This window comes from Nitrospira defluvii, assembly GCF_905220995.1.
GTDB lineage: Bacteria > Nitrospirota > Nitrospiria > Nitrospirales > Nitrospiraceae > Nitrospira_A > Nitrospira_A defluvii_C.
On sequence record NZ_CAJNBJ010000001.1, the window covers coordinates 997259 to 1021782 of the forward strand.

Here is a 24524-nt window from a genome sequence, read left to right on the forward strand (position 1 = left end):
CTGCTATGATCGAGAAAAAAATTTGCATGTTGGGGGCGTTTGCCGTCGGAAAAACCAGTCTGGTCCGGCGGTTTGTCACCAGTTGTTTTTCCGAACAATATCAAACCACCATTGGGGTGACGGTCGACAAGAAATCCCTGACAGTGGACGGCACGCACCTGACACTCGTGCTCTGGGACCTGTATGGAGAAGACGAATTCCAAAAGTTGCGCCGCTCCTACCTACGCGGCTCAGCGGGGTACCTCCTCGTCCTGGACGGGCTACGTCGGCCCACGTTGGACATCGCCTTGCGCATCCAAGAGAGTGTCACCGACGAACTCGGCCCGGTACCCTTCGTCGCCCTGGTCAACAAACACGACCGACGGGCAGAGTGGGAGCTCAATGATCACGACCTCGCAGAGCTGGCCCAACGCGGCTGGCCGGTCTTGATGAGCAGTGCCAAGACAGGGCAGGGGGTTGAAGACGCATTCACCACGCTGTCCCGCGCTCTCACGCAGGCTCCTCAACCATCATCACGAGCCGACCACCCCGATGGCGCCTAACTCACACCCCTCCGTACCGGACGCGTTCTACAGCACACTGTTGGCACGATTCCTCATTGCGGTGCTGGAACACGTTGCCGAGACGCGCTTCCGTCTCATCGGGGAGCCGCCCCCCTGGCTGTTGCGCCTGTACCCGGAGGCCGAGCACCAGGCAGACTTTTCCATCGATACTCGCACCCCGGTGCTGCACAACTTTCTGCATGACGCAGCTGCAGCATGGGACGCGCAGAACAGCCCCATCGCCCGGTCAGGGTTCTGGACCGATCACACCATGTTCGACGAACCCCAACACTTCGACGCCCTGGCGCTTCGAGAAGGCAGTCATCGCCTGCTCCTGGTTCAGCACCACATGGAGAGCTATGATCAGCAGGCCGCCCTGCTGCAAAAGGCGCGTGAGCGTGCGCTTCAGCAACATGAGCAGGACCGCGGGCACCAACGAACTCACCAGGTCCTCACCACCAAGCTGGCGGATAGTGAACGGTCGCGGGATGATCTCGCGGCGATTCTACAGCGACTCGGACTCGCGACCCTGCTGATCGACGGGGATGGACACGTCCGGTTTCTCAGCGATTCAGCCGTCCGTCTGCTGGATGTATCCTCGTCCTCCGCATCCAGGGCGATGCATTGGGAAGCGCTGTTGCCGGCCTCAAAACCGGATCGCCTGGCACTGCAGACGTTATTGCGCCAACCTGTCTCTCAGCGGGAACGGGCACGATGTCACATCGAAACGCCCACCGGGCGGCGCCTCTGGCTGGAAATCGAACTCCACGACGACCCGCGGGATTCGCACCATCGGATTGCGTTCCTGCACGACATGACGGATGTCTACCATCTTCGGCGCCTGCTGGAGTTGAAGGCGCATTTCCACGATCTGATCGGCAAGAGCCATGGCATGACGCAGGTCTACGAACAGATTGAAGACCTGGCACGCGTCGATTCGACCGTCTTGATTGAAGGGGAAACCGGGACGGGGAAGGAGTTGGTAGCGCGCGCCTTACACCAGGCGAGTGCCCGGCGTACCGGCCCGTTTATCGCCGCCAACTGCGCAGGCCTGACCGATTCCCTACTCGGCAGCCAGCTCTTCGGCCATAAAAGAGGGGCCTTCACCGGCGCCATCGACGATCAGCCGGGACTCTTCGAAGCCGCGCAGGACGGCGTGCTCTTTCTTGATGAGATCGGCGATATCCCTCACACCGTCCAAACCCACCTGTTGCGCGTGCTGCAGGAAAAGGAAGTGACTCGACTCGGCGAGACCAAGCCACGAAAAATCAACGTACGGGTTGTGACGGCGACGCATCACAATTTGAGCCAGGACGTCGCCAAGGGCGTGTTTCGCGCAGACCTGCTCTATCGGATTCGAGTCGCCCGCCTCCAGCTCCCCCCCCTGCGGGAGCGCAAGGAAGATATCCCGCTCTTGGTCAGCTCATTCCTTACTGAGGGACGAGCCAGTATGGGGAAGACGATCCATCGGGCAAGCCCGGCTGCCATGGCGGTATTGATGGACTATCACTGGCCCGGCAACGTACGGGAACTGAAGAGCACGATCGAGTGCGCCATGATTCACTGCAAAGGAGATACACTGGATGCCTCCGACCTGCCGTCCGAGATTCACCAGACGAATCCTGTCCCTCCCCCCGGACCGACACCTCCCACTGATGAACGCAGCCGGTTCCTGTTCGCCCTTGGACAAGCCCGGGGCAATCGCACCAAGGCCGCGCGGCTTCTGGGCATGAGCCGTGCCACCTTCTATCGCCGATTGACCGAGCTCGACCTCCCGCCCAGCTAGATCTATGCTCCGGCACAAACGTTCTGGCCCTGTCTCATAGCGTCTCACGCGAGACAGCACGAGACGATCTCATGCGTCTCGCCATTGCACAACCACTCGACAGGCCACTCTCCTGTTGCACGACAATCGCGGCATGGCCCTCGTGACCGCTACCGTCAATGCCGCAGGCACGGAGCTTGATAGACATCGCGGGAAAAACCACTGCGTGCAATCCCGTGTCATCGTCAGGCGACAACGACCAGAAAGGAGCGAGTGACATACCCATGGACACCGTCGTCCCGTTTTCACACCCTCGGCCGGATCAACCGACTCCGCGCGAGAGGGAAATACTCAATTGTATCTGGGCAGGGTTGACGAGCCAGGAAATTGCGGCCCGTCTACGTGTTGCGCCGAAGACCGTGGAATCCCACCGCGCGAACCTGCTGAGAAAATTTCGCGCCGCCAACGCCGCGCAATTACTTCGCTTCGCGCTCCTGGAAGGCTTGCTCGACGTTCCCTCGCCGAACAGTGACACGAACACGTCGCCGAAGGCCCGCACACAACGTAGTCCTGCGGTGCGAAAATTGACGCCCCTCAAATGACGGGGCCCAGTATCACGAACACCCAGGCCAGGTCGGTGCACCGCCCTATCATTCAAATACAGGATGTACCAGTGCGACACGCACTATCCATGCGCCCCCACTCTTCCCGCGTTCGGGGTCGCATCGCTGGGGCACGCGGAGGACACAACTGGGGCCTGCGGAACACCGTGTTGATCTCCTGCGCGGAATCCAATATACAACACCAGAATTTCGACCCATCCGGCAACCGAGACACCGTTGCCATTCTCAAGCCCAGGAGGACGGAATGATGCGACGATTCGGAAGTTTCCTGTTCGCGCTGCTCATCGTGGCGCTCACAGCTACGGGTGCGAGAGCTGAGACTCAGGCCTCTCCGGATGCCGCACCCGCCTCGGCCACGCTCGACTCGGTCACGCTCAAGGACGGCACCGTCATTTATGGACGGGTCCTCGGCATGATCGCCGATGAGTTGCACATCAAGACCGGATTCGGCCCGACCGCCGGAGACGACATCGTGAAGATCATGTGGCCGAACGTGGCCAAACTGGTCGTGAATCGTCCCCTTCCCTTCAGCCTCAAAGAGGGCACCACGGTGGTCGGCACGGCACAGCCCGGCGAGCCAGGCACACTCACTTTGCAAGCCGCGCCGATGGGCACGCCCATGGCGATCCCTCTGGACGCAGTCGTGGGCATGAATCAGCCTGCCGTGATTTATACGGGCGCCCTTCAAGCCGGCTTCTCTCAAACCACTGGCAACAGCCACCTGCGAAACGCCAGCCTACTCGGCGAGTTGTCGGCCCGCAGCGAATCGCTGCGCCTGACCATCCTGGGGCGGTACATCTACGGCGACAACAGCGGCAATCTCATCGTGCGGAACAGCCGCGGGACCATCAAGCTTGACTTCTTTCTGACGAAGCGGTTGTATTGGTTCTCGTCAGCCTACTTCGAGCAAGACACCTTTCAGGATCTGAAACTGCGCACGGCGCTCGCAACCGGTCCCGGCTATCAATTCCTCGACCGTGGTGACCTGACAGGGTTCTTCAAAGACATGACGCTCTGGGCGGAAGCCGGTGCGGCATACTTCAACGAGGATTTCAAAGTCGCCGACGACAAATCCAGCGCTCGTGGCCGATGGGCCGTCAAATGGAATTGGCCGCTCTGGGGTGGTGATCAAGTCAGCCTGTACCATTTCCAGGAAGGCTTCCAATCACTCGCCAATTCCAAAGATCTCTACCTGACGGCCGATACCGGATTGCGGTTCAAAGTGTGGGGCGGACTGGTCAGCGGATTCCAATGGACCATGCGGTACAACAAAAATCCGCCGCCGGGCGTGTCGGATACCGATAACCTCTACCTGATCACGCTGGGATACAGCTTCGACACCAGTCGAAAACAATAGCATCCGAGACGGATTCGGGATGGCACTCGTCTCACACAAGGAGGTTGCGCGATGGGCATGATGAGTGAGTTCAAAGAATTTGCCGTGAAGGGGAATGTGCTCGACATGGCGGTGGGGGTCATCATCGGAGGGGCATTTGGAAAGATTGTGTCCTCCGTCGTCAGTGATATTCTCATGCCTCCCATCGGTCTCCTCATGGGGCACATGGATTTTTCCAGCCTCTTTATTCCGCTGAGCGAAGAAGCCAAAGGCAAATCCCTCGCTGCGGCCAAAGCTGCCGGCGCCGCCACGATCAACTATGGTGTCTTCCTACAAACCCTGCTGGATTTCACGATCCTGGCGTTTGTCATTTTCATGGTGGTCAAACAAATGAACCGTTTGAAGAAGGCCACGCCTCCCGGACCACCACCGGCACCGCCCAAAGAGGAAGTCTTGCTGACGGAGATCCGTGATCTATTGAAAAATCAACGGCACTAACCGTACACCGTTGGACTGTGCTGCTCGGACATGTCCGGCGGCCTGACTGTTTTCTAAGGAGGAATGCATGAGACACGTTCGCGTAGTTCCTATACTGCTGAGCACCCTACTGCTCGCAGCCTGCACGTCCGCACCGTCCCCCAATGATTCGGCCAGCCGGGCTCTGAACGAGATGAAGGCGGTAGCCCGGCCCATTCCGCCCAAACCGGATCCGCGCGATCTCAAGATCGCCGATCTCGAACGACAGAAAGCCGACCTCCAGCGGGAAAAGGCCGAGCTCGAAGCAGAGTTGGCGAAACTCCGTTCCTCCGCCGCCGCCGACCTGGATCAGTCAAAAGCGCGCATCACCGAACTGGAGAACCAGCTCAACCAGCGCGACCGGGAATTGGCCGGGCTTCGGAACGCCGCCGGCGACAAAGATCGGCTGGCCAGCCAATTGTCCGACGCAGACCGGCAGTTATCGGCCAAGGATCAAGAACTGGCGGCCTTGAGACAGGGCGCCGGGGACAAGGACCGCCTTGCCGGAGAGCTCGCCGCCCTTCAAGGCCTACTCGCCTCGAAAGAACAAGAACTCGCCGGATTGAAAAGCAATGCCGGGGATCGGGATCGTCTATCATCTGAGCTGGCACAAGCGAAGCAGCGCATCGCCGAGCTGGAGCGCCAACTCCACGGGAAGGATCAGGAGCTGGGTACGCTGAAGGCCGCCGCCGGTGACCGCGATCGACTGGTAGCGGATCTGGCCGCCGCCAAGCAGCGGGCATCGGACCTCGAAAGCGAAATTGCGAGGCGAGACCACGAGATGGCCGGCCTCCGCGGTGCGCTTGATCAACAAAAGACCAGCCTTGCTGAGGCCAAGAACGATTTATCCAAACTCCTCCAAGCGGAGGTGGCCAAGGGCAATGTGACCATGAAGCAATTGGGGGATCAGCTCACCCTCGGCCTGGCTACGACCTTGCTGTTCGATTCTGGGGAGGCCACCCTCAAGCCCGGCGGAGCGGACGTGTTGAATCGTATCGGCAGCGTGCTCAAGAACTATCCCGACCGCTCGATCCATGTGGCCGGCCACACCGATAATGTGCCGATTAAGGGACGATTGGCCAAGCGATTTCCCACTAACGCGGAGCTCTCTCAAGCGCGCGCTGACAGCGCACGCCAGGCCCTGACGGAAGGCGGCATGGCAGCCGACAAGATCGTCGCCAAAGGTCATGCCGACAGCCGACCTATCGCCAGCAATTCAACGGCCGAGGGTCGGCAAAAAAATCGACGTGTCGAAATCGTCGTCGGCCAATAACGATCACGCCCAACGTCCCGAACACGTTGCATCTGCCTCGGGAACCCGTTAGAGTATCGACGGGTTCCCGGGGCGTGCGTGTTCATCACCCAGTTCATCAGGTACCCAGTGCTCACACCGGCTGATCAACATCTGCCAGCTGGATCTCAGTCGTCTTCTCCTGCTGCCTGCATCAAATTCCCTCAGACGACTGTTGACCTCCTTCCACCAGCACGTCTTGCGCATAGGCACCAGGGAGGGATCGTATGAGACGAGCTGTCTGGGCGCTCATTGTGCTCAGTTCCCTCGTGACAGGTTGCGAAACCGTTCCCCAACCCCTTCCTCCCATGGCATCATCAGGCGATGCGAAACTCGTGGCGCTTCAGCAGGAACGCGAGCAGCTCCTGACGACGCTCGGTGAATTCCATGACAGGATTCGCGACCTCGAAAGCAGATTGGGTGATCGACAGAACCAATCAGCGAGTGCGTCCTATGATCAGTTGCTCCACGAGAAGGAAGTCGAACTCGCTGAGTTGCGGCGACTGGCGCCGGAACGCGATCGGCTGAGCAGTCAACTCACGATCGCGACCAACGAGCTTCTGCAGGCCCGTCAGCGTATCAGCTCACTTGAACAACAACTGGCTACGCGCGACAAGGATCTCGCTGCACTCCACACTCGCACGACGGCTCTCGCTGACCTTGACGTGGCCCGACGCCGGATCGTCGAGTTGGAAACGCAGGTGGCGCATCAAGCGCAAGATCTTCGCACCGTGCGCGCCGGCAATGCGGAGCGAGACAGTCTCGCCGCTCAGCTGCAAACCGCCACTGCGACCATCGATTCGCTGAAGGCCCGCATCAACACCCTAGACCAACAGCTCAAAGAGCGCGACCAAGCCTATGAAACCGTCCGCTCACGCCTCATGGAACGAGATAAACTCGTACCCCAATACAACGCGATGATCGCAGAAATCTATCAAGCGAGGCACCGGATCACCGCCCTGGAGCAACGATTGAACGATAAATCCCGAGACCTGTCCGCGCGGCAGAAAGGGACGTCCACAGCCACATCTCCCAGGGACTCAGAAACGGCGGCAAGCCGGAAAATAGCCTCGCCGACGGAAGCTTCGGGACGGAACGGGTCGCTCTCTCAGGCCAACCCGAGCCAAACAGACGCACGCGGCGCGAGCGTGGCGGCGATCAGGGAAGAGCTACGAAAGGCCCTGCCGGCACAGGCCGAGCAGAAAGTCTTCACGGTCAGACAAGACGGGGATCGTCTGGTGATCGCACTAGCCGGGAGTTGGCTCTTCACATCCGCCGATGCGGCGCTAAGCCCCGAAGGCGTCCTCGCGCTAAAGCGGATCGGCACGGTGCTGGGTGCTCTGTCAGGCACATTCGTGCAAGTCGCTGGCCATACGGACAACCTCGCCCTCAGCAAAGCACTCCAAAAAAGCTATGCCGATAACAAAGGACTGTCCTTGGCTCGCGCTGACAATGCCCGTCAAGCGATGGTCAACGGAGGGATGCCCGCTGAACGGGTCAAGGCGGTCGGCCTTGCGGACTCTAGACCGGTCGCCTCCAATGCCACCGAACAGGGTCGTCAGAAAAACCGCCGGCTTGAATTGATTATTGTGTCACGCCCCACCGTCGCATCGACAGCCGAGGTGGTGGATGTTCAGCCCCGCCTCGCGGCACTCGGGTCTTCCCGCTAGCGCCGACTCGCCCGCGGAGCAGTTTACAACTGACACTGACCGGCTTCGGGCCCTGGGGTGAAGCTCTCTCCAGGAACCGTCGCGAGAATCTTATAGTGCCCAAGACCAAGCTCTTTCCCGTACGCTTCCCCGACAAGTACATCTTGCACATGCTGGTGGTCCGAAGCCCGAAAATAGGATCGGCCTTCTTTGAGGCCATCAAACTCGTGCCCCTCCAACGCCTTGATGAGCGCCGGCGTCTCGGTTGAGCCCACACGTTGTATGGCCTCGAGGATCTGGGTCATGGCCGCATAGCCGAGATAACAACGCGAGGTGGGAGTGTGATTGTATTTCTCGACCACGCCTTGAATGAATCGCCTCGACCCCTCCGTGTTGACCTTGGGATCCCAAATGAGGCCCCAGATTCCTGCATTATTGGCATACCCGAGCGGCCGACCGATTTGCTCCCCCGCTATCAGGCCACCGACACCTATCTTCTCCTTCGCCAGTTCCAGTTTGGTATAGGCCTTCAATGCATGCACTAAGTCCCATCCATAAAGATTGAAGACCACCAACGTCGGATGTTTCTCTTTGGCTGCCGCCAACGCTGCGGTAAAGTCCGTGGCGCCAAACGGCATCAACATCTCACCCACAAATTCCACTCCATGGGGCTGGCCGGCCGTCACGACCGCTTGAGCCATGGCTTTCCCATCGAACGAACTGGTCGTGACCATAAACCAACGAGTGCCGAATGCCTTGATCCAATGCGGAACGACCGCCTGCGCCAACATCGAGGCATTCGGCATAAACACAAAGGTGTGGGAGTTACATGCCCCCCCGGTGAGTTCTGGAAGATGCGCCCCTGTCACGAGAAACAGTTTGTTCTCCTTTTTGGCAAATTCCGACACGACGAGCGCACATTCGGCGTTAAACGTCCCCATCAGAACATCCACACGATCATCATGAACCAACTTGGTAGCGGCCTTGAGCGCGGTCTCTGGGAGTGAAGCATCATCGGCCTCGAGAATTGTCACCGGCCGGCCCAACACCCCACCTCGCTTGTTGAACAGATCCACCGCTACATTGGCGCCGTGCAAATCATGGATCGACGACGTCTTATAGGGGCTCGACAGTGGATCCAAAATGCCGATTTTAATGGGCTCTGCTGCATTCGCCAATGAGCCTGGAAACGGCGATCCCAGCAAGCGGTCGGTCCAATCCGACAAGAACAGTGCCCCACCGGTCATGGCCGACAGTTGCAAGAATTGTCTACGTGAAATCCTTCCCATAGTCATGTCCCCCACGTTTGTCCCGAGAACCCTTCCGCGTTCGCTCAGCCCGCCTACGTACAAACTTCAGGTACGACGGCGGAAGTCTTTCTTGGCAGACCCGCCTGAGTTTTCACATCATAAAAATCTCCCGCGGCAGTCGTACGCACATGCCTCTGCCATGAATACGGCACTATCTAGTCAAGCAGGCAGCGAGGGTGGCGAGCAGCGGAACCAGGCTCGCCGCTTGAGTGGATGATCGTTCCCGCCACCTGCCGGCACCAGTACACTGCTCACAGAGACCATCTTGCTCCCTCAACTATACTGGTCCTCCGTGTATACCTGCTTGATGGACCAGAATACCGCCTCCTTCAGCTTCTTGATCTGCGGATCGGGGGGATCATTTCGAATCTTCTGCAATTTTCGATCGAGAGCAAAGAGGGGTTCGACGGATCGCCGATCCGGCACACGTCCTAAGGCCCAGGCAATTTCAGTCTGTACCATGATATCGATGCCGGGGGCGTCGAGCATCTCAAGTAGCGGAGGAACGACCCGTGAATCGCTATGGATATTTCCGAGATCTCCCAAACCTTTGGCGGCGGCGGCCTGCAAATCGGGCTGTTTGGAGTACCGCAAAATATCGATGAGGACCGGGATGCCCTCCTTCCCCATGTTTCCCAATGCCACAGCCGCTTCTTTTGCCAGATCTTTATCCTTAAGAGCCTCTTTGAGATGGGGCAGCGCCTCATCCGCCGCCATCTCTCCCAACAACGAAATCACCTTGAGCTTCCTAACCTGACTGGTTTGCGGTGAATCTAGAAATTTCAACAACCGATCAGGTTGTCCCCATTCAGCGGTAAGAAGTAGTGGAAAGTCATGTGCCTCCAATGCATCGCGAAGGGCGCTCATGGCGTATGCTCCGGGATCAGGTGCACCGGCAACTTGAGCAGCTTGGGTGGCATCCTCAAAGTCCGTACGGGCTTCTTTTTGCCACTTCACTTTGAGATTTCCTAACGCATAGGTCACCTGACAGGCAGGGCCCTTCCATAAGCGAGACGGCGCATCCAACAGGTCATTGTCTCCACCGGCCGACGCCGTTCCCTCCCAGGTCTTCTTTTGTTCACACTTGACGCGTACCACCACGTCATGAGGGACACCCGGATCGGAACTCACGATATACCCCAAATCACTCATGCGCCGAAGGACAATGTCCCGAATGCCATCAGCATTGCCGGCACCCTTGTCGGTCAGAGCTAACGCCTCAACCACTATGCTACGGATGTTTGCCAGCTCAGTTTTTTGAGCCTCAGTAAAGTAATCTCGATAGGCCGAGGCCGAAGAGGCGAGACCAACCTGGAGAACGAGGAATCCTATTGCGGCTGTCAACCCGCTACGCGTCATAACGTATTCCTCCCTTCCCTCAGCATGAAGATGAAAAGAAGAACATGGCACGAAGGAAAGCGCCCTTATATTATAGCGCGAGAGGAAGTGCACGATGCGAGGAATCTGTCACAGGATTAGAGCATCGCCAACCATGCCCAAGCTTCCCCCCTGCATATGACCATCAAGATACTATGGGCACCTCGACAAGCCCTCTCAGAAAGCCGGCCCCACCTGCGTATGGGTTGACAGGCAGACTAGATCGACGGTACAAAATGCCATTATTCATCGTGTCTTTCCGCACACAGGCACTTTCCTTTTGCCGTATCAACAGGTAGCCTAGCACTCAGCGTCGCGCGAGAGTGGCGGAACTGGCAGACGCGCGAGACTTAGGATCTCGTGGGTAACCGTGGGGGTTCAAGTCCCCCCTCTCGCACCACCTCATCAACAACCTTGCGTGGCGCCCATAACTTTATTTGGACTCGGAGGACGCGAACAGACTTATGAAAATGGAAATGACCGAACTCGGCCCCATGAAGCGAGCACTCAAAATTGAGGTTCCGGCGGACGAAGTGAACCTACGCTTCGCACAGGCCTACTCAGAGCTCAATCGCCAGGTTCGCATTCCTGGATTTCGCCCAGGAAAAGCCCCGCTCCCATTGCTTGAAAAGCGATACGCAAAAACCATCGAAGAAGACGTGATCCGCAGCCTTGTCCCCGACTTCTACGATCGCGCAGTCCGGCAGGCTGGCATTGTGCCGGTACTGGTAGAAATCCCACCCCTGGAACGAGTCAAGGTAAAGAAAGACACCCCGTTCAGCTTCACGGCAACTGTCGAAATCAAACCGACCATCGAGCTTCGGGATTACAAGGCCCCAAATCCCATTTCGCTTAAGCAAGACCAACGAACCGTTACAGACGAACAAGTCCAAAAAGCATTGGAAGTCCTTCGTGAACAGATGGCCCAACTGCATCCAGCTCCAGCCGATGCCGTCTTGGCAGATGGTGACTATGCCGTCTTGGACATTGAGGGAACCGTGGACAACACACCTCTAGACGGCACCACCAAGACGGGACATCTTCACAAGATGGGCTCCCGTACCTCCGTGCTGGGCGTCGACATTGAACCTCATCTGATGGGCAAGAAGGAAGGCGCGGTGCTCGCCATTCCTCAAGCCTATCCGGCGTCTCACCCTGATGCGAGAGTTGCGGGGAAGACTGTGACCTTCACGTGTACCGTCAAGTCGATCAAGCGGAAGCAACTTCCCGACCTGGATGATGAATTTGCAAAAGACTGCGGCCCCTACCAGTCGCTGCAGGAAATCCGGGAGAAGCTTCGCACTGAGATGGAGCGGGCATTGAAGAAAGACATCGAAGACTCCTACAAGGACACGATCCTGAAACGACTGGCAGAGACTCATCATTTTGACCTTCCCGGCACACTTGTTGAACGCGAGCTGTCCGCCATGGTTCGGCAACAATTACAGTCTCGTCAACGGAAACCTGGAGACTCCGCTGCCCCTGCTCCTGCCATCACGCAATCTGACGAGGCCAAGCAACTCCAGGACGAGTATCGTCCCGAGGCAGAGCGGCGCGTGAAGGTCGGCCTCATCCTGGAAGCAGTTGCGGCCAAGGAAGGACTCACCGTAACCAATGAGGATCTCAGCAATGAGATTACGAGGCTGGCCTCAGAAGTCAAACTTTCTGTCGAGGAAGTGACCCGGATGATTCGGGCCGGTGGACAGGAAGCGCTGGACGACCTTCGCTCGAGAATCTTAGCCGATAAAGCGTTGGATTTTGTCTACAGGCACGCAATGATCCAGGGATAGCTCGCTCGACTGCCTCTAGTTGCGGCACTGAAGGTCGCGCGGTGATCACCCCATCCCGACGAGATGAGTATGGTAAACTAAGGAGTTTTCACGCGTCAGACCTCTAGCGGAAAGGATTCAGTTGAATGCTAGTTCCGATTGTTGTCGAACAAACCAACCGCGGCGAACGTGCCTATGACATTTATTCACGCCTGCTCAAAGACCGCATTATCTTTCTCGGTGCACCAATCGATGACGTCTTTGCAAACCTGATCATCGCCCAACTGTTGTTCCTTGAGGCCGAAGACCCGGAAAAGGATATCAATCTGTACATCAACTCCCCGGGAGGCAGTGTCACGGCCGGACTCGGCATCTATGACACCATGCAATATGTGAAACCATCCATTAACACCATTTGCCTGGGCCAGGCCGCAAGCATGGGCGCCTTTCTTTTAACTGCCGGCACAAAGGGCAAACGCTACGCCCTTCCCAATGCCCGCGTCATGATCCACCAACCCATGGGGGGCTTCCAAGGCCAGGCCACTGAGATCGATATCCACGCAAGAGAAATCCTAAAAATCCGCGAACGCCTGAACGAAATCATGGCTAAACATACGGGCCAGCCCCTGGACAAAATTTCTCAAGACACCGAGCGTGACTATTTCATGTCGAGCGAGGAAGCCAAACGTTATGGGTTGATCGACGAAGTTATTACACGCCCCCTGAAGAGTCTCAAACCATTGGGAGCGACGGACTCAGGCAAGGACGGCGGCAAGAGCTAGTTGACCTTTGGTGTACAGGAGGCAGCATGGCTAAACAGGAAAAGATCGATCGGCACCTGCGATGCTCATTTTGCGGGAAGAGCCGAGATGAAGTACGCAAGCTCATCGCCGGTCCAACCGTCTACATCTGCGACGAATGTGTGAACCTCTGCAACGACATCATTGCGGAGGATTGGGAAGAAGCCAAGGAAGAAATCTCCTCGAAACTGAAAAAGCCAGCCGAAATTAAACATCACCTCGATCAATATGTGGTTGGCCAGGATCGTGCAAAACGAATCCTTTCCGTGGCCGTACATAATCACTATAAGCGCATCTCTGCCAAAGACAAAGACGTCGATGACGTGGAACTTCAAAAGGGCAACATACTCGTCATCGGACCAACCGGTACCGGAAAGACCCTACTTGCCCAAACGTTGGCAAAGTTTCTGGATGTCCCCTTTACCCTGGCGGACGCCACAACGCTGACGGAGGCGGGATACGTCGGCGAAGACGTCGAGAACATTATCCTCAAGCTGCTTCAAGCCGCCGACTACGATGTCGAACGGGCCGAGCGCGGAATCGTTTATATTGACGAGATCGACAAGATCAGCAGGAAGAGTGACAGTCCCTCGATCACCCGAGACGTCTCTGGTGAAGGTGTTCAACAGGCGCTTCTCAAGCTCATTGAGGGCACGGTTGCGAATGTTCCGCCTCAAGGCGGACGTAAACACCCGCATCAAGAATTCATTCAGGTGAACACGTCCAACATCCTGTTCATCTGCGGAGGTGCCTTCGTCGGGTTGGAACATATCATCGAACAACGTTTGAACCGGAAAGCCATGGGCTTCGGAGCCGATGTCCGTGGCCGCAACGACATTCGGTTGGGCGAATTGTTGCCACATGTCCAGCCCGAGGATCTCCTGAAGTTCGGTTTGATTCCTGAGTTTATCGGTCGCTTACCAGTCGTCGCGACCCTCGACGAACTGGATGAGCAAGCACTGATTCGCATCCTCACCGAACCAAGAAATGCGCTCACCAAGCAGTACGAGAAGCTGCTGTCTTTTGAAAAGGTGAAACTTCGGTTCACGGAAGGCGCCTTGAGCGCCGTGGCCCGAAAGGCTTTCACCCAGAAGACCGGCGCCCGGGGATTGCGGGCGATCCTTGAGGAGGCCATGCTTGATGTGATGTACGACGCTCCCTCTCAGAAACAAATCAAGGAAGTCGTCATTACCGAAGACTCCATCAGCGGCAAACACGCACCGATTCGAATCTTCGAGCAAGACAAGGATGTCAAAAGCGCCTAACCTCTTGAGAATGAATGGCTATTACTAGCCAGAGCCACAAGTGAGAGGGGGCGTAGGCCCCCTCTTCCCCCCCCACTTCAGAGCGCAACTTCGACTCTTTCCCCTACCGCGACTCCACAATCCTAGGTTTTTGTCGACAAGTTCGATCCGTGCGCTATACTTGCAAAGGATAGTTGCTGTAAGGAACTGCGCAATTTTCATAGGTCGACACTCGTGAAATATCCCGTTGTTTCCAGCACCAGGCACAAGGGCAAGACGCTCGAAATCGATTCCTCCAAGGAAATGATCACGCTGGTCGGAATCAATGGCGAACCGATGGGAAGCCTCGCATGGGATTTTCTTGTCGATCAAATCCTGACCTACCGAAAACCTCAACAGTCACGTGAGGCCCGAGCCGAACCGCGAATTTCGCTTTCCATCCGTGTCAAATACCAGACGCCCGAAGGGGCACACTTCGAAAGTCGAGCTGGCGGAATCGGAGGAGGCGGACTGTTTATCGAGAGCTTCACTCCTTTGGGCGTGGGGACCAAACTCGCCATGGAATTTACGCTTCCGGAAGCCCCAAACGAGTGGCTTTCAGCAAAAGGGATGATAGCCTGGGTTTGTCCCAAAGCCGATCAGTATACATTTAGCCCTGGAATGGGAGTGCGCTTTACAGACATCACCTCAGAAACTCGGAATCGTGTGCTCGCCCTTGTGCATTCCGTGAAATGCGTTCCACAAAGTGAGCCTCTGTAGGGGGTAGCCCCCCGGGCCAGCTAGAACTACCTCTACATTTGCCGCATGCCCACCGAGAACGATAGATGAAGTTTCCCGTTACCGCCACTCGTGAATATCAGGGAAAGGTACTCGACCTCGATTGTGAGCAGGAAGCTCTCTCCGTCTTCGACGAAAAGGGACAACGCCTCAGCACATTAGGCTGGGGGACACTGATCGAGCATATGCTGTCGATGGATGAGGACACACACTTCGCACACAGCCGAGCCCATCCGCGGGCCCCGCTGGCAGTGAAAGTCCATTGCAGTACGCCTGATGGAAAGAATTTTGACAGCCTCACCAGCGGAATCGGTGGCGGAGGATTGTTCATTGAGAGTAGCGCGCCGCTAGCACCGGGGACGGAGCTGAAGGTAGAGTTTGCGCTACCGGATCGCCCGAATCAGAAATTTGAAACGCGTGCCAAGGTGGCCTGGACACGAAAAAAACCGGAGCGATACCTACTCTTCCCAGGAATGGGCGTACAATTCACCGAGATTGCCCCTGAGACCCAAGCACGGCTGATTGAACTGGTCGAATCCCTGAATCGGACCCGCGCGACGACATAATCTGTTCCACGGCCCAGCGAGCCCAACCGCGAGTCATGGGATCAGCGTCCGCCTGAACCACCGTTGACAACTCACGTACAATACTCATATCACCAAGCTTCCCTAACCGAAATGCTGCCTCAGAACGCACGCCCGCGCTTGAATCATTTTTCAGGAGACGCACTAGATGCCGGATGGCTCTCCCGTCCCCCGTTTCTCCAAGAGCGGCAACCACGCCCTGTCGCACTTGTGCGTCAGGATCTTGCAGGGCTCCGACAAGTTCACCTGTAAACCGGACGGTGTCCTGACCCGCCAAGGCACGGGTAGCCGCTATTCGCACAGAAGCGTCCTGGTGGCGCAGCATCCGAAGGGACTCGGCCTCGGAAGACGCGGCACTTTCAATCTCAGAGAGGGCCAAGGCTGATGCCATCCGAACGGCCTCGGATGAATCTGCCAGCCGCCCAGCCAACGGGATCCCACTCGCTTCATCGCCCAAGTTACCAAGCGAACGCGCCGCAGCCGCACGCACCCGCGGGTCCTGGTCTTTCAGAGCCACAAGGAGTCCGTGGGCAGCGGACCGTTCTCCAATTTTCCCCAGCGACTCGGCCGCAGTGCGCCGAACATCCGGGTCAGAATCCGTCAGAAGTTCGGTTACGCGCATTGACACCTCGGCCGCACCTCTCGGCGGGACATCGACGTAACAGCCGGCAATCAGGTAGTTGGCGCTCAGCAGAAAGATGAGCCAGGAGAGAAAGCGAACCTTCACATATCGATGCATGTTCATATTCGATCAGTGTACCACGCTCCCCGTGAGCCGGATCCAGGTAACACTCGAGAGAATGAACGCTATCTAGGTATGGAAGCGTTCAAATTGGAAGGGCCGACAGCTGGGACGTGATCATCCCCTCACGCCATACCATGCCCATAGAGGCTCGACATCACCGGTGGCAGGCAGGGGAGCGGCGGGAACAGACACTTATGAGAGAGGTTTGGCCGGAGCCTCTTCCTCCACCACCGGAGCCTGCTTGGCCGCTTCAATCGACTGCTCAAGCTCCTTTTGGGCAAAGTCCATTTCTGCTCGAATCGTTCGCATCTGAGGGTCGACCGAACTCCGCACATCTGCCACGGCTTGACGAAACGTCCGCACCGCCTCTCCTAGTCCTTCACCTAAACCCTGCATGTCCTGGGGCGAAAGCCCGCCCGGCTGGGCCTGCGCGGCCTTCGCCTTCATGGCGGCTTGGGCCGCCTGCACACGAGCCACTGCGTCCTTGTTCACAATGGCAGAAGGGCGCTTGGCCGCAGGCTTACTTTGAGCCGCAGCGGGAAGGGGCGGATATTGTGCCCGCATGACCGGCGCGGGGGTGGCCATCCGATCTTCCATCGTCGGGGGCTGATGGCTTTGTGCCACCACCGACCCCGGCGCAGCCTGGCCAGGTGCCACGGCGGCAACCCTCGGCTTGACCGATTGAGCGGACTGGGGACCTTGAGGAGCTGCCGAAGCCATCAAGGCAGCCGTGGTACCAGGTGTCAGTTCCGGACCTGGGGTATAGGGAGCCGTGGCTTTTGGGGCGGAAGGAGCCTGAGCTACCGTGGCAGGCTGTCCGGCTTGGGCCATCTCTGGTACCGGTTGCACCTGAGCAGACACTGTTGCCGAGTCGGATGTGTCAGCGGCGGGGTCGGCAGCAGGAATGTCGTTCACTTCCTTCTTGAATCCCCTCAACGCCTTGCCCACACCTTCACCGATTTGCGGAAGTTTCCCGGCCCCAAAAATGATCAGGACGATCACCAGGATAATAATCAGTTCGGAAAATCCCATAGTGCCAAACATGTTCGATATCCTTCCTCGGCAAATAGGAGCGACGTGGGCACGACAAACCCGCTTCTGCGAAATGACACCTCACGATAGCTGCCCGATGCAAAGGGTGTCAAGAAAGGGCGGGGACAGAGGAACGGAGAGGGAGTGGCCCTGTTTACTTGGCAGCGGGGGAGATCGCGATGAGTTCAGTTTGCACTGGTTGTCCATACACGATTGCATCGCATGCTGACAGGTACACATCGAGTTCGCTTCGGATTCCAAATTCATCACGCAAATAGATACCCGGTTCGATGGAGAAGCAAGTGCCAGGCAGCAACCGACGCGCATCCTGTGTTTCCAAGCTATCGATATTCGCTCCGTTTCCATGCACTTCTTCGCCGATCGAATGACCGGTACGATGGAGGAAATACTTTTCGTACCCCGCGTCGCACACCACCTGACGGCACACATTGTCCACTTCCCATCCGAACGGAAACACCCCGTCCCGCACGCGCCCTTGCACGAAACCGACCGCCGCATCTCGGGCGCGCCGGACAATCTGAAAAATCTCTTGCTGCCGTACCGGCACCGTCTGGCCGACAAACCCGGTCCACGTGATGTCGGCATAGACAGCTCCCGCGCATGGCTGCTTGGCCCAGAGGTCGATCAGCACAAGGTCCCCGGCTCGGATAGGAGCAGATCCCTCCGGGAGCGGCCCATAGTGCGGATCTGCGCTATGCGCGTTGACGGCGGCAATCGGCGGACTCGAGGTAACCAGGCCATGAGCCTGCATGCGGCTGAGGATGTATTGCTGCAAGCCGTATTCGGTCAGAGCACGCCCAGCAGCGAGCGACGCCCCGACAAATCCGAACGCCTCATCCACGATGGCCCGTAACCCTTCCGCCGCGACTTGATGCGATGCTAACTGGCTCTCATCCCATACGGCCTCAAATTGCTGGACCAAGTCGGCGGACGTCACCACCTCCACGCCAAAGCCACGGATCAGCTCAATGGTCCCCGCATCGACGCGGGAGAGGTAGGGGATGGCATTCATCGGAGAGTATTGCATGGCAATCCGCTTGGCCGATTGAAGGAGGGACTTGAGCGCCGCATGCTGCTCCCTCCACGAGACATACAACTGCAGGTCCCCCGGTAACCGCTCCAACACATGGGGCTCAATGCGATGTTGGACTTTGACCGGCCTGCCCACTGCCGGGACCCAGTAGTACCATCTCCGCGTCACATGGAGCGATGGATCTAACAACAGCACCCGATAAGCGATGGGATCTAGGTGACGAAAGTCGTAAAAGAGCCATCCGTCCAGTCCCGGCTGCTTGCGGATAGCTTGTTGGATCCGGCTCACCTGCGCATGGGATAACGAATGTGTATCCATAAGCCGCATCATAGCTGCATTTTCACATCGATACTACTGGACAATCCGTTTGTGCGCATCTGCCGCCGCAATGATACAATGCGCGTCAATCGCCATGGCTATTCCATCTCCGGCAGATCTCGCACAATACCGCGTCACATTCTTCTTTGGACCGGAACCGGTTGAGCATCGACCGGACCATCTGCGCTGCGTCTTCAACGTCAAGAAGCGCAGTTGGAAAGGCGGTGTACAGGTTGGAGTCGACTTGGCGCACGCTCACCTCGATCAGGCACGCGCACACATCGGGTTTGCTTCCTGGCTGCAGGACCTCCTGCGCGACATGGAGCAAGAGGAACGAGTTGCAACCGTGCAGCGGGCCGATGATCTCTTCATCCAGTCACTCTGCACCTGCGCACTGAACCTGGCACTCCACGCTGGGCTTGAACAACAGAACCAGGTCATCGAGGCCTCAGCGTTTGCCTCCGAGCTGGAGCATCTCATCCGGAATGCTCCGACAGAAGTCACCGACCGAATACGGCTCGAACTGGACCTCGCAGAGCCATCCGATCTCGCATGAGCAGCGCAGCCTACAGCAAACCCGGAAGGGGTTTGAAAATGAAGATGAATTTGCTATAACGACAAAGGAGCACTCTGAATTGCAGAGAGCTCACCAGCACTCATCTTGTTTCGCTCATCCCAGAACTTCAGCCCCAAGGAGGCACTCAACGTGAACGTCTCTGTCAATCTGCCCTTCAAAAGACGCCGCAGCCTCTGGTCGAACGCCCTAGTCCTTGGCGTGGTGGCACTCTGCTCCCTGGCCATCCTCGTGGTGCCGGTCTCGGCACAGGAATCGGGTGGCTCCAATGTCCCTGTGTCATCCAATGATGCCAGCGCGTCTGGCGTCGGCATTCAAGCCGGATCCGCGCTCGCCACCATTGTGTACTTTCCTCTCAAGCTCGCATTTGCCATCGGCGGAGGAGTGGTCGGCGGCCTCGCTTATGGCTTCTCCGGAGGCAGTGAACAGACGGCAAAGAATATCTGGATTCCCAGCATGTACGGCACCTACATCATTACGCCGGATCACCTCAAAGGTGATAAGCCCATTCGGTTCCTGGGCGTGTCAGCCGAACCGGCCCGGGAGGCTGGCGACTACACACCTCAGGAACCGCTTCCCCTTCCCTTGGAACCGATCAAGTAGCATGAAACCGGTCATCGGAGTCACGCCCGACTTCAATGCCGGCGATCGCAAAGAATGGGGCGGCAAGGAGCCCACGTATTTTCTTCGGGCCCGGTACATCCGCGCCATTGAAGAACTAGGCGGCGTGCCGGTGATCCTGCCCCTTGTCGCGGACCGTGCGGCACGGCGGCGTCTCCTCCAAGGTATCGACGGGCTGCTGCTCACGGGCAGTGGCCCAGACCTGGACCCGACCCTCTACGGGGAATCACAGCGATACCGCTTTCCGATCGTCGCCCAACGGCGTTCCAGCTTTGAACTCGACTTGGTCCTCCTCGCCATCCGCAAACAGATTCCGACTCTCGCCATTTGCGGGGGCATGCAGACCATGAACGTCGCCTGTGGGGGCACGCTCTACCAGGATCTCACCGCCCAAGTGAACGATGTCCTCCAGCACCGACAACAAATACCGGCCGTGCAGGTGTCCCATAGCATCACCATCACACCCGGCAGCCTGCTCGACCGCATCGTGAAACGCACGCGCATGAACGTGAACAGCTCACATCATCAATCAGTCAAAAGCGTCGGGCGCACGCTGGTCGCCAGTGCCGCCGCCCCAGACGGGATCGTTGAGGCCATCGAACACCCACGACACCCATTCTTCCTAGGCATCCAATGGCATCCGGAATTTCTGTTCGAACGCCACCTGTTACACCGGCGACTGTTTCAGACATTCCTACGGGCCGCCTCGCGTCGCGCGTCACACCAACCCTCGCCGGCAATTCGCGGGACCAACTCCTGACACGTGGCTCACCCAGCCAGCAGAAACGATCTGAACGTGACGCTACCGGAGAGAGGACACTTGCGTGGGCAATCCACTGTTTCGCACCAAATCCATCGAACAAATCCTTGTTGATTCCGACGCCCCCGAGCATCGCCTGAAACGGAGCCTCACAGCCTGGGATCTGACCGGGCTTGGCATCGGCGCCATCATCGGTACCGGCATCTTTGTCCTGATCGGCACGGCCATCGTCGGAGATGCACACCGCCCCGGAGCCGGACCTGGCATCATCCTGTCGTTCATCCTCTCAGGTATCACCTGCGCGTTAGCTGCCCTCTGTTATGCTGAATTTGCGGCGATGATTCCGGTGGCAGGCAGTGCCTACACTTACTCCTACGCCACATTGGGAGAGTTTTTAGCGTGGCTGACAGGATGGAACCTGATCTTGGAGTATGGCGTAGCCTGTGTGGCAGTCGCGATCGGCTGGTCCGGCTACTTCAACAATATCCTCAAACTCTGCGGCCTCGAACTTCCCTACTGGGCCACGCATCCTCCCGGCGCGGATGGAGGGATCGCGAATTTCCCAGCCGCGATCATCGTCCTCCTCGTCACAGGGATCCTCATCGTTGGTGTGAAGGAAAGCGCCCGGGCCACCTGCGGGATTGTGCTGGTCAAACTGGCCGTCATTGTGTTCTTCATTGCCGTCGGCAGTTCTTCCGTCGACACGGCGAACTGGTCACCGTTCATGCCATTCGGGTTTTCAGGGGTCGGTGCAGCTGCCGCGATCGTCTTCTTTGCCTATATCGGCTTCGATGCCGTCTCAACCACCGCAGAAGAAGCCAAGAATCCCCAACGGGACCTTCCCATCGGCATCTTCGCTTCCCTAGCCATTTGCACACTCCTCTACATTTCAGTCGCCGCGGTCCTGACGGGATTGGTGCCCTTTTCGAAAATCGACATCCACGCACCCGTGGCCGAAGGGCTTCGCGTCGTTGGATTCAAGTGGGGCGCCGCGCTCGTTGCCGTGGGGGCAGTGGCGGGGATTACGAGCGTCCTGGTGGTGATGATGTTAGGCCAGATTCGCGTTTTTTTTGCCATGTCTCGAGATGGGCTGCTTGGTCCCTGGCTCTCCGGCGTCCATCCCAAATTTCGAACGCCGCATCACGCGACCTATTTGACCGGCGTAGCAGTCGCCATTATGGCCGCATTGATTCCCATCGGCGAAGCGGCGGATATGACGAACATCGGCACGCTCTTCGCCTTCGTCCTCGTCTGTATCGGCATCATTGTGCTTCGGTATACCAACCCGAACCATCCTCGGCCATTTCGCATGCCCTTCATGCCGGTCATCCCCCTATTGGGCGTCCTAGCCTGCCTGGGCCTGATGTATTTCCTGCCCTGGATGACCTGGATCCGGTTTTTTGTCTGGACGATCATCGGCATCGTCGTCTACGCGACGTATGGGATCCACCGGAGCAAACTCGCCCGGCGTCCTGTTGCTGTGGAATCGGGCACGACAGAGTAACTTGATCGGTGACTGAACTGATTAAGCGAGACGGAGGAGTTAGGACGAAGTTTCGGCTGGGGCAACCGGTGACGTCTTGGGCTCTGCCGCAGCAGGGGCGGGAGCTTGAGCAACCGGTTTCGCGGCAGACGCAGGAGATGCCGCCGCTGTGTTCGTGGCTCCGGCAGCAGCTGGAGCAGCCGTGGCTGCAGCCGGTACAACCTCAGGCTTCGGAGGAGCGGCGGGCTTCGGCGGGGCAGGACGTTCCGGCTTAATCCCACCTTCCCATGAAGGGCCTGAATACATATCCGCAGCCAGCCCCTTGCCTTTCCATTTTTCTTCGAAATCCGCAGCGGCCTTGTTCGGGGTTTCCCCCGCACCCACCACATCATTCCACGGATAGGCGCGTGGCCCGATCTGGCATCCGGTGTCCGTCCGCCTCAAATACAAGGCAATCGGATTCCCTCGGTAGGGCCCGAGATAGATATGCACCGACCCCACATATTCAAGCAATGTGGCCACCATACCTCCAGGAAGACGTGCATGATGCCATAAGAGGCATCAGGAGGGCAAGAAGGACCTAGTCCCCCCTGCTTTTTGGGGTACCCACGATGACAGGCGACGGGGCCATTTCGCCGCCCCCCAGGCGACACAGCTACTACCCAGGAGCTGATCAGGACGAGGGATGAAGCCCAAGCTGGGGGAGAAACGGCCTCATCTCAGCAGGTGAACCATGGTGGGAGCTTATGCCTGTCCGGCCGGACCTGTCGGCGTGGGAAAATCCTCTCGGGGCTGACCGAATCGTAACCCATGCACCGCGCCGGCTGTGATGAGATGCCCGCAACAGTCGATCCCCTGAAAGCCGGCCCCTCCATCCATCACCATGAGTCGTAGGCCGCAAGAGTCTGGAAACTGCCGACTCTCCTCCAGCATGGCGCCCGGAAGGAGGGTGCCGCGCTTGCGGCCTCTCGACGGCAGGATCTCCGGGACCAGATCTTCTTCCGTCAACTCATGACCGCAACAGAAAATCTTTTGGAATCCCTGACCACCCCCCGCGCACTTGACGACCAACCCACAGGAGTCGGGGAAACGTTTGCGCTCATCGAGAATGTCACCTTTCTTCATCACCACACCTCGTTAGGCCTTGAATCAGGAAAAGCCGCCGAATAGCTCAGACATGCGTCACGGGCGAATCGAGCGCCGCCGCCGGTTGGCTGTTCTCCAGCGATTTCGGCGCAGGCACACGGGCATAGGCCTTGTGCCACGACTCCAGCAACATCTTGTGCGTGCGACATCCAACAACCAGGCGGGCATCGGAAATGGTAACCGGCTTGTAGGGAGACAGATATCGAGACTTGAGTCGCGCCACGCGGGCCAAGGACTGCTCCAGACGTTCCTGAGTGATCCGGCCATCTCGTACCGCGCGCTCCATCGCCTCCATCGCGGTCTGAACCCGATCCTGATCCTTGCAGATCAACAAGACATCGCACCCGGCCACGAAAGACCGCACTGCCGCCTCGCCGATCCCATCATGATCGATAATGGCATGCATCTCCAAGTCATCCGTAAAGACGACCCCGTCATACCGAAATTCCTCTCGCAGCAACCGCTGAATCACGGCCGGCGAGAGGGTAGCCGGGGCATCGGGATCCAAGACTCGATAGAGCACATGCGCCGTCATCAGGCTCGCCACGCCGAACCGAATCGCGTGCTGAAAAGGGGGGAACTCCGTGTCGCGGAGTCTCTGAACCCCTGCGTCCACCACAGGAAGTTCCTTGTGCGAGTCGGTCGAAGTATCGCCATGGCCGGGGAAATGTTTGCCGCAGGCCACCACCATATTGTCCTGCAGGCCGCCGATGGTGGCTTGCCCCAGCTCAGCGACAAGTTCAGGATCAGCACCAAAGGCCCGGTCACCGATCACCGGATTCTCCGGGTTACTGTTCACATCGAGCACAGGAGCCATGTTCATATTGATGCCCACGGCTCGCAACTCCTTGGCGATCGTTGCTGCGGCCGAATAGGCCAGCTCGCTGGAGTTGCACTGTCCCAATTGGGCGCAGGGAGGGAAGATGGTAAATTCAGCCGGGAGCCGCGACACGCGCCCCCCTTCTTGATCGATTGCGATCAGCAATGGCGAGGCAGGCGACCGCTTTTGCAGCCCGTTCGTGAGATCGACAGTCTGCTGAACCGATTCGAGGTTGCGTCGAAACAAGATTACGCCGCCCGGCGTGTACGCCCTCATGAACGACGCCAGATCGTTACTGACCGAGGTCCCCGTAAACCCCATCATGAAAAGCTGACCGATTTGCTCACGTAACGTCATACGACCCTACTCCGACGAACTGGTGAGAAGC

Annotated in this window: 24 protein-coding genes and 1 tRNA gene; 17 read left to right on the top strand and 8 right to left on the bottom strand. The window is 58.0% G+C overall.

Annotated elements, in window-relative coordinates; genetic code table 11:
- The first annotated feature begins 5 nt into the window (after positions 1-5).
- The 7 genes from KJA79_RS04755 to KJA79_RS04785 all read left to right on the top strand — a co-directional run bounded on the left by KJA79_RS04755 (position 6) and on the right by KJA79_RS04785 (position 7743).
- A complete protein-coding gene (locus KJA79_RS04755) occupies positions 6-542 on the top strand; it encodes a Rab family GTPase (RefSeq protein WP_213040840.1) in 537 nt (178 codons plus the stop codon).
- A complete protein-coding gene (locus KJA79_RS04760; protein ID WP_213041367.1) occupies positions 532-2328 on the top strand; it encodes a sigma-54 interaction domain-containing protein in 1797 nt (598 codons plus the stop codon). The genes KJA79_RS04755 and KJA79_RS04760 overlap by 11 nt, the downstream gene beginning before the upstream one ends.
- A gap of 263 nt (positions 2329-2591) precedes the next feature.
- Positions 2592-2909: a response regulator transcription factor gene (locus KJA79_RS04765; RefSeq protein WP_213040841.1), complete on the top strand. Its 318-nt coding sequence runs from the start codon at positions 2592-2594 to the stop codon at positions 2907-2909.
- A 265-nt stretch (positions 2910-3174) separates the two neighbouring features.
- Positions 3175-4287 (top strand): DUF481 domain-containing protein, encoded by a 1113-nt coding sequence (locus KJA79_RS04770; protein WP_213040842.1) that lies wholly within the window; start codon positions 3175-3177, stop codon positions 4285-4287.
- A 51-nt stretch (positions 4288-4338) separates the two neighbouring features.
- A complete protein-coding gene (mscL, locus tag KJA79_RS04775; protein WP_213040843.1) occupies positions 4339-4764 on the top strand; it encodes a large conductance mechanosensitive channel protein MscL in 426 nt (141 codons plus the stop codon).
- Between the two features lie 67 nt (positions 4765-4831).
- Positions 4832-6055 carry an OmpA family protein gene (locus tag KJA79_RS04780; RefSeq protein WP_213040844.1) on the top strand — a complete coding sequence of 408 codons (1224 nt, stop codon included), beginning with the start codon at positions 4832-4834 and terminating at the stop codon, positions 6053-6055.
- 245 nt (positions 6056-6300) lie between these two features.
- Positions 6301-7743: an OmpA family protein gene (locus KJA79_RS04785; protein WP_213040845.1), complete on the top strand. Its 1443-nt coding sequence runs from the start codon at positions 6301-6303 to the stop codon at positions 7741-7743.
- Positions 7744-7766: 23 nt separating this feature from the next.
- Here KJA79_RS04785 and KJA79_RS04790 read toward each other — a convergent pair whose 3' ends face one another.
- Entirely contained in the window at positions 7767-9017 is a 1251-nt protein-coding gene (locus KJA79_RS04790) for an ABC transporter substrate-binding protein (RefSeq protein WP_213041368.1), read from the bottom strand.
- Between the two features lie 288 nt (positions 9018-9305).
- Positions 9306-10484: a HEAT repeat domain-containing protein gene (locus KJA79_RS04795; RefSeq protein WP_246507423.1), complete on the bottom strand. Its 1179-nt coding sequence runs from the start codon at positions 10482-10484 to the stop codon at positions 9306-9308.
- Between the two features lie 242 nt (positions 10485-10726).
- On the opposite strand from KJA79_RS04795, the gene KJA79_RS04800 reads away from it, so the two are divergent.
- From KJA79_RS04800 to KJA79_RS04825, 6 genes are all read left to right on the top strand, one after another.
- Positions 10727-10809 (top strand) — tRNA-Leu (locus tag KJA79_RS04800).
- Positions 10810-10873: 64 nt separating this feature from the next.
- Complete coding sequence (tig, locus tag KJA79_RS04805; protein ID WP_213040846.1) at positions 10874-12199, top strand: trigger factor; 1326 nt, start codon at positions 10874-10876, stop codon at positions 12197-12199.
- A gap of 125 nt (positions 12200-12324) precedes the next feature.
- The gene (gene clpP / locus KJA79_RS04810) at positions 12325-12960 is read left to right on the top strand and encodes an ATP-dependent Clp endopeptidase proteolytic subunit ClpP (protein WP_213040847.1); all 636 of its coding nucleotides are present in this window, start codon (positions 12325-12327) and stop codon (positions 12958-12960) included.
- A gap of 26 nt (positions 12961-12986) precedes the next feature.
- Complete coding sequence (gene clpX, locus KJA79_RS04815) at positions 12987-14243, top strand: ATP-dependent Clp protease ATP-binding subunit ClpX (RefSeq protein ID WP_213040848.1); 1257 nt, start codon at positions 12987-12989, stop codon at positions 14241-14243.
- A 213-nt stretch (positions 14244-14456) separates the two neighbouring features.
- Positions 14457-14981, top strand: a complete 525-nt coding sequence (locus KJA79_RS04820; protein WP_213040849.1) for a PilZ domain-containing protein — start codon at positions 14457-14459, stop codon at positions 14979-14981.
- 65 nt (positions 14982-15046) lie between these two features.
- A complete protein-coding gene (locus KJA79_RS04825) occupies positions 15047-15565 on the top strand; it encodes a PilZ domain-containing protein (protein WP_213040850.1) in 519 nt (172 codons plus the stop codon).
- Here KJA79_RS04825 and KJA79_RS23290 read toward each other — a convergent pair.
- The 3 genes from KJA79_RS23290 to KJA79_RS04840 all read right to left on the bottom strand — a co-directional run bounded on the left by KJA79_RS23290 (position 15486) and on the right by KJA79_RS04840 (position 18732).
- Positions 15486-16328 (bottom strand): HEAT repeat domain-containing protein, encoded by an 843-nt coding sequence (locus tag KJA79_RS23290; RefSeq protein WP_213040851.1) that lies wholly within the window; start codon positions 16326-16328, stop codon positions 15486-15488. The genes KJA79_RS04825 and KJA79_RS23290 overlap by 80 nt on opposite strands.
- A gap of 192 nt (positions 16329-16520) precedes the next feature.
- Positions 16521-17372 (bottom strand): twin-arginine translocase TatA/TatE family subunit, encoded by an 852-nt coding sequence (gene tatA, locus KJA79_RS22925; protein ID WP_213040852.1) that lies wholly within the window; start codon positions 17370-17372, stop codon positions 16521-16523.
- A 142-nt stretch (positions 17373-17514) separates the two neighbouring features.
- Positions 17515-18732: a M24 family metallopeptidase gene (locus KJA79_RS04840; protein WP_213040853.1), complete on the bottom strand. Its 1218-nt coding sequence runs from the start codon at positions 18730-18732 to the stop codon at positions 17515-17517.
- Positions 18733-18826: 94 nt separating this feature from the next.
- On the opposite strand from KJA79_RS04840, the gene KJA79_RS04845 reads away from it, so the two are divergent.
- The 4 genes from KJA79_RS04845 (at position 18827) to KJA79_RS04860 (ending at position 22191) form a co-directional block, all read left to right on the top strand.
- Complete coding sequence (locus KJA79_RS04845; protein WP_213040854.1) at positions 18827-19288, top strand: hypothetical protein; 462 nt, start codon at positions 18827-18829, stop codon at positions 19286-19288.
- 150 nt (positions 19289-19438) lie between these two features.
- The gene (locus KJA79_RS04850) at positions 19439-19909 is read left to right on the top strand and encodes a hypothetical protein (protein WP_213040855.1); all 471 of its coding nucleotides are present in this window, start codon (positions 19439-19441) and stop codon (positions 19907-19909) included.
- Position 19910: 1 nt separating this feature from the next.
- Positions 19911-20687, top strand: a complete 777-nt coding sequence (locus tag KJA79_RS04855) for a gamma-glutamyl-gamma-aminobutyrate hydrolase family protein (protein ID WP_213040856.1) — start codon at positions 19911-19913, stop codon at positions 20685-20687.
- A 64-nt stretch (positions 20688-20751) separates the two neighbouring features.
- Positions 20752-22191, top strand: a complete 1440-nt coding sequence (locus KJA79_RS04860) for an amino acid permease (protein ID WP_213040857.1) — start codon at positions 20752-20754, stop codon at positions 22189-22191.
- 39 nt (positions 22192-22230) lie between these two features.
- On the opposite strand, the gene KJA79_RS04865 is transcribed toward KJA79_RS04860, so the two are convergent.
- The 3 genes from KJA79_RS04865 to nagZ form a co-directional block, all read right to left on the bottom strand.
- Positions 22231-22695 carry a hypothetical protein gene (locus tag KJA79_RS04865; RefSeq protein ID WP_213040858.1) on the bottom strand — a complete coding sequence of 155 codons (465 nt, stop codon included), beginning with the start codon at positions 22693-22695 and terminating at the stop codon, positions 22231-22233.
- A gap of 219 nt (positions 22696-22914) precedes the next feature.
- Entirely contained in the window at positions 22915-23295 is a 381-nt protein-coding gene (locus KJA79_RS04870; protein WP_246507424.1) for a hypothetical protein, read from the bottom strand.
- A 46-nt stretch (positions 23296-23341) separates the two neighbouring features.
- Positions 23342-24493: a beta-N-acetylhexosaminidase gene (gene nagZ / locus KJA79_RS04875; RefSeq protein WP_213040860.1), complete on the bottom strand. Its 1152-nt coding sequence runs from the start codon at positions 24491-24493 to the stop codon at positions 23342-23344.
- Positions 24494-24524: the final 31 nt, after the last annotated feature.

Excerpts from the sequence above, each read along its gene's own strand:
- KJA79_RS04845 (WP_213040854.1), top strand. The coding sequence starts at position 18,827 with ATGGCTATTCCATCTCCGGCAGATCTCGCACAATACCGCGTCACATTC.
- tig (WP_213040846.1), top strand. The coding sequence starts at position 10,874 with ATGAAAATGGAAATGACCGAACTCGGCCCCATGAAGCGAGCACTCAAA.
- KJA79_RS04840 (WP_213040853.1), bottom strand. The coding sequence starts at position 18,732 with ATGGATACACATTCGTTATCCCATGCGCAGGTGAGCCGGATCCAACAA.
- nagZ (WP_213040860.1), bottom strand. The coding sequence starts at position 24,493 with ATGACGTTACGTGAGCAAATCGGTCAGCTTTTCATGATGGGGTTTACG.
- clpX (WP_213040848.1), top strand. The coding sequence starts at position 12,987 with ATGGCTAAACAGGAAAAGATCGATCGGCACCTGCGATGCTCATTTTGC.
- KJA79_RS04785 (WP_213040845.1), top strand. The coding sequence starts at position 6,301 with ATGAGACGAGCTGTCTGGGCGCTCATTGTGCTCAGTTCCCTCGTGACA.
- KJA79_RS04870 (WP_246507424.1), bottom strand. The coding sequence starts at position 23,295 with ATGAAGAAAGGTGACATTCTCGATGAGCGCAAACGTTTCCCCGACTCC.
- KJA79_RS04755 (WP_213040840.1), top strand. The coding sequence starts at position 6 with ATGATCGAGAAAAAAATTTGCATGTTGGGGGCGTTTGCCGTCGGAAAA.
- KJA79_RS04855 (WP_213040856.1), top strand. The coding sequence starts at position 19,911 with ATGAAACCGGTCATCGGAGTCACGCCCGACTTCAATGCCGGCGATCGC.
- KJA79_RS04760 (WP_213041367.1), top strand. The coding sequence starts at position 532 with ATGGCGCCTAACTCACACCCCTCCGTACCGGACGCGTTCTACAGCACA.
- clpP (WP_213040847.1), top strand. The coding sequence starts at position 12,325 with ATGCTAGTTCCGATTGTTGTCGAACAAACCAACCGCGGCGAACGTGCC.
- KJA79_RS04825 (WP_213040850.1), top strand. The coding sequence starts at position 15,047 with ATGAAGTTTCCCGTTACCGCCACTCGTGAATATCAGGGAAAGGTACTC.
- KJA79_RS23290 (WP_213040851.1), bottom strand. The coding sequence starts at position 16,328 with ATGAACATGCATCGATATGTGAAGGTTCGCTTTCTCTCCTGGCTCATC.
- mscL (WP_213040843.1), top strand. The coding sequence starts at position 4,339 with ATGGGCATGATGAGTGAGTTCAAAGAATTTGCCGTGAAGGGGAATGTG.
- tatA (WP_213040852.1), bottom strand. The coding sequence starts at position 17,372 with ATGTTTGGCACTATGGGATTTTCCGAACTGATTATTATCCTGGTGATC.
- KJA79_RS04865 (WP_213040858.1), bottom strand. The coding sequence starts at position 22,695 with ATGGTGGCCACATTGCTTGAATATGTGGGGTCGGTGCATATCTATCTC.
- KJA79_RS04770 (WP_213040842.1), top strand. The coding sequence starts at position 3,175 with ATGATGCGACGATTCGGAAGTTTCCTGTTCGCGCTGCTCATCGTGGCG.
- KJA79_RS04765 (WP_213040841.1), top strand. The coding sequence starts at position 2,592 with ATGGACACCGTCGTCCCGTTTTCACACCCTCGGCCGGATCAACCGACT.
- KJA79_RS04780 (WP_213040844.1), top strand. The coding sequence starts at position 4,832 with ATGAGACACGTTCGCGTAGTTCCTATACTGCTGAGCACCCTACTGCTC.
- KJA79_RS04790 (WP_213041368.1), bottom strand. The coding sequence starts at position 9,017 with ATGACTATGGGAAGGATTTCACGTAGACAATTCTTGCAACTGTCGGCC.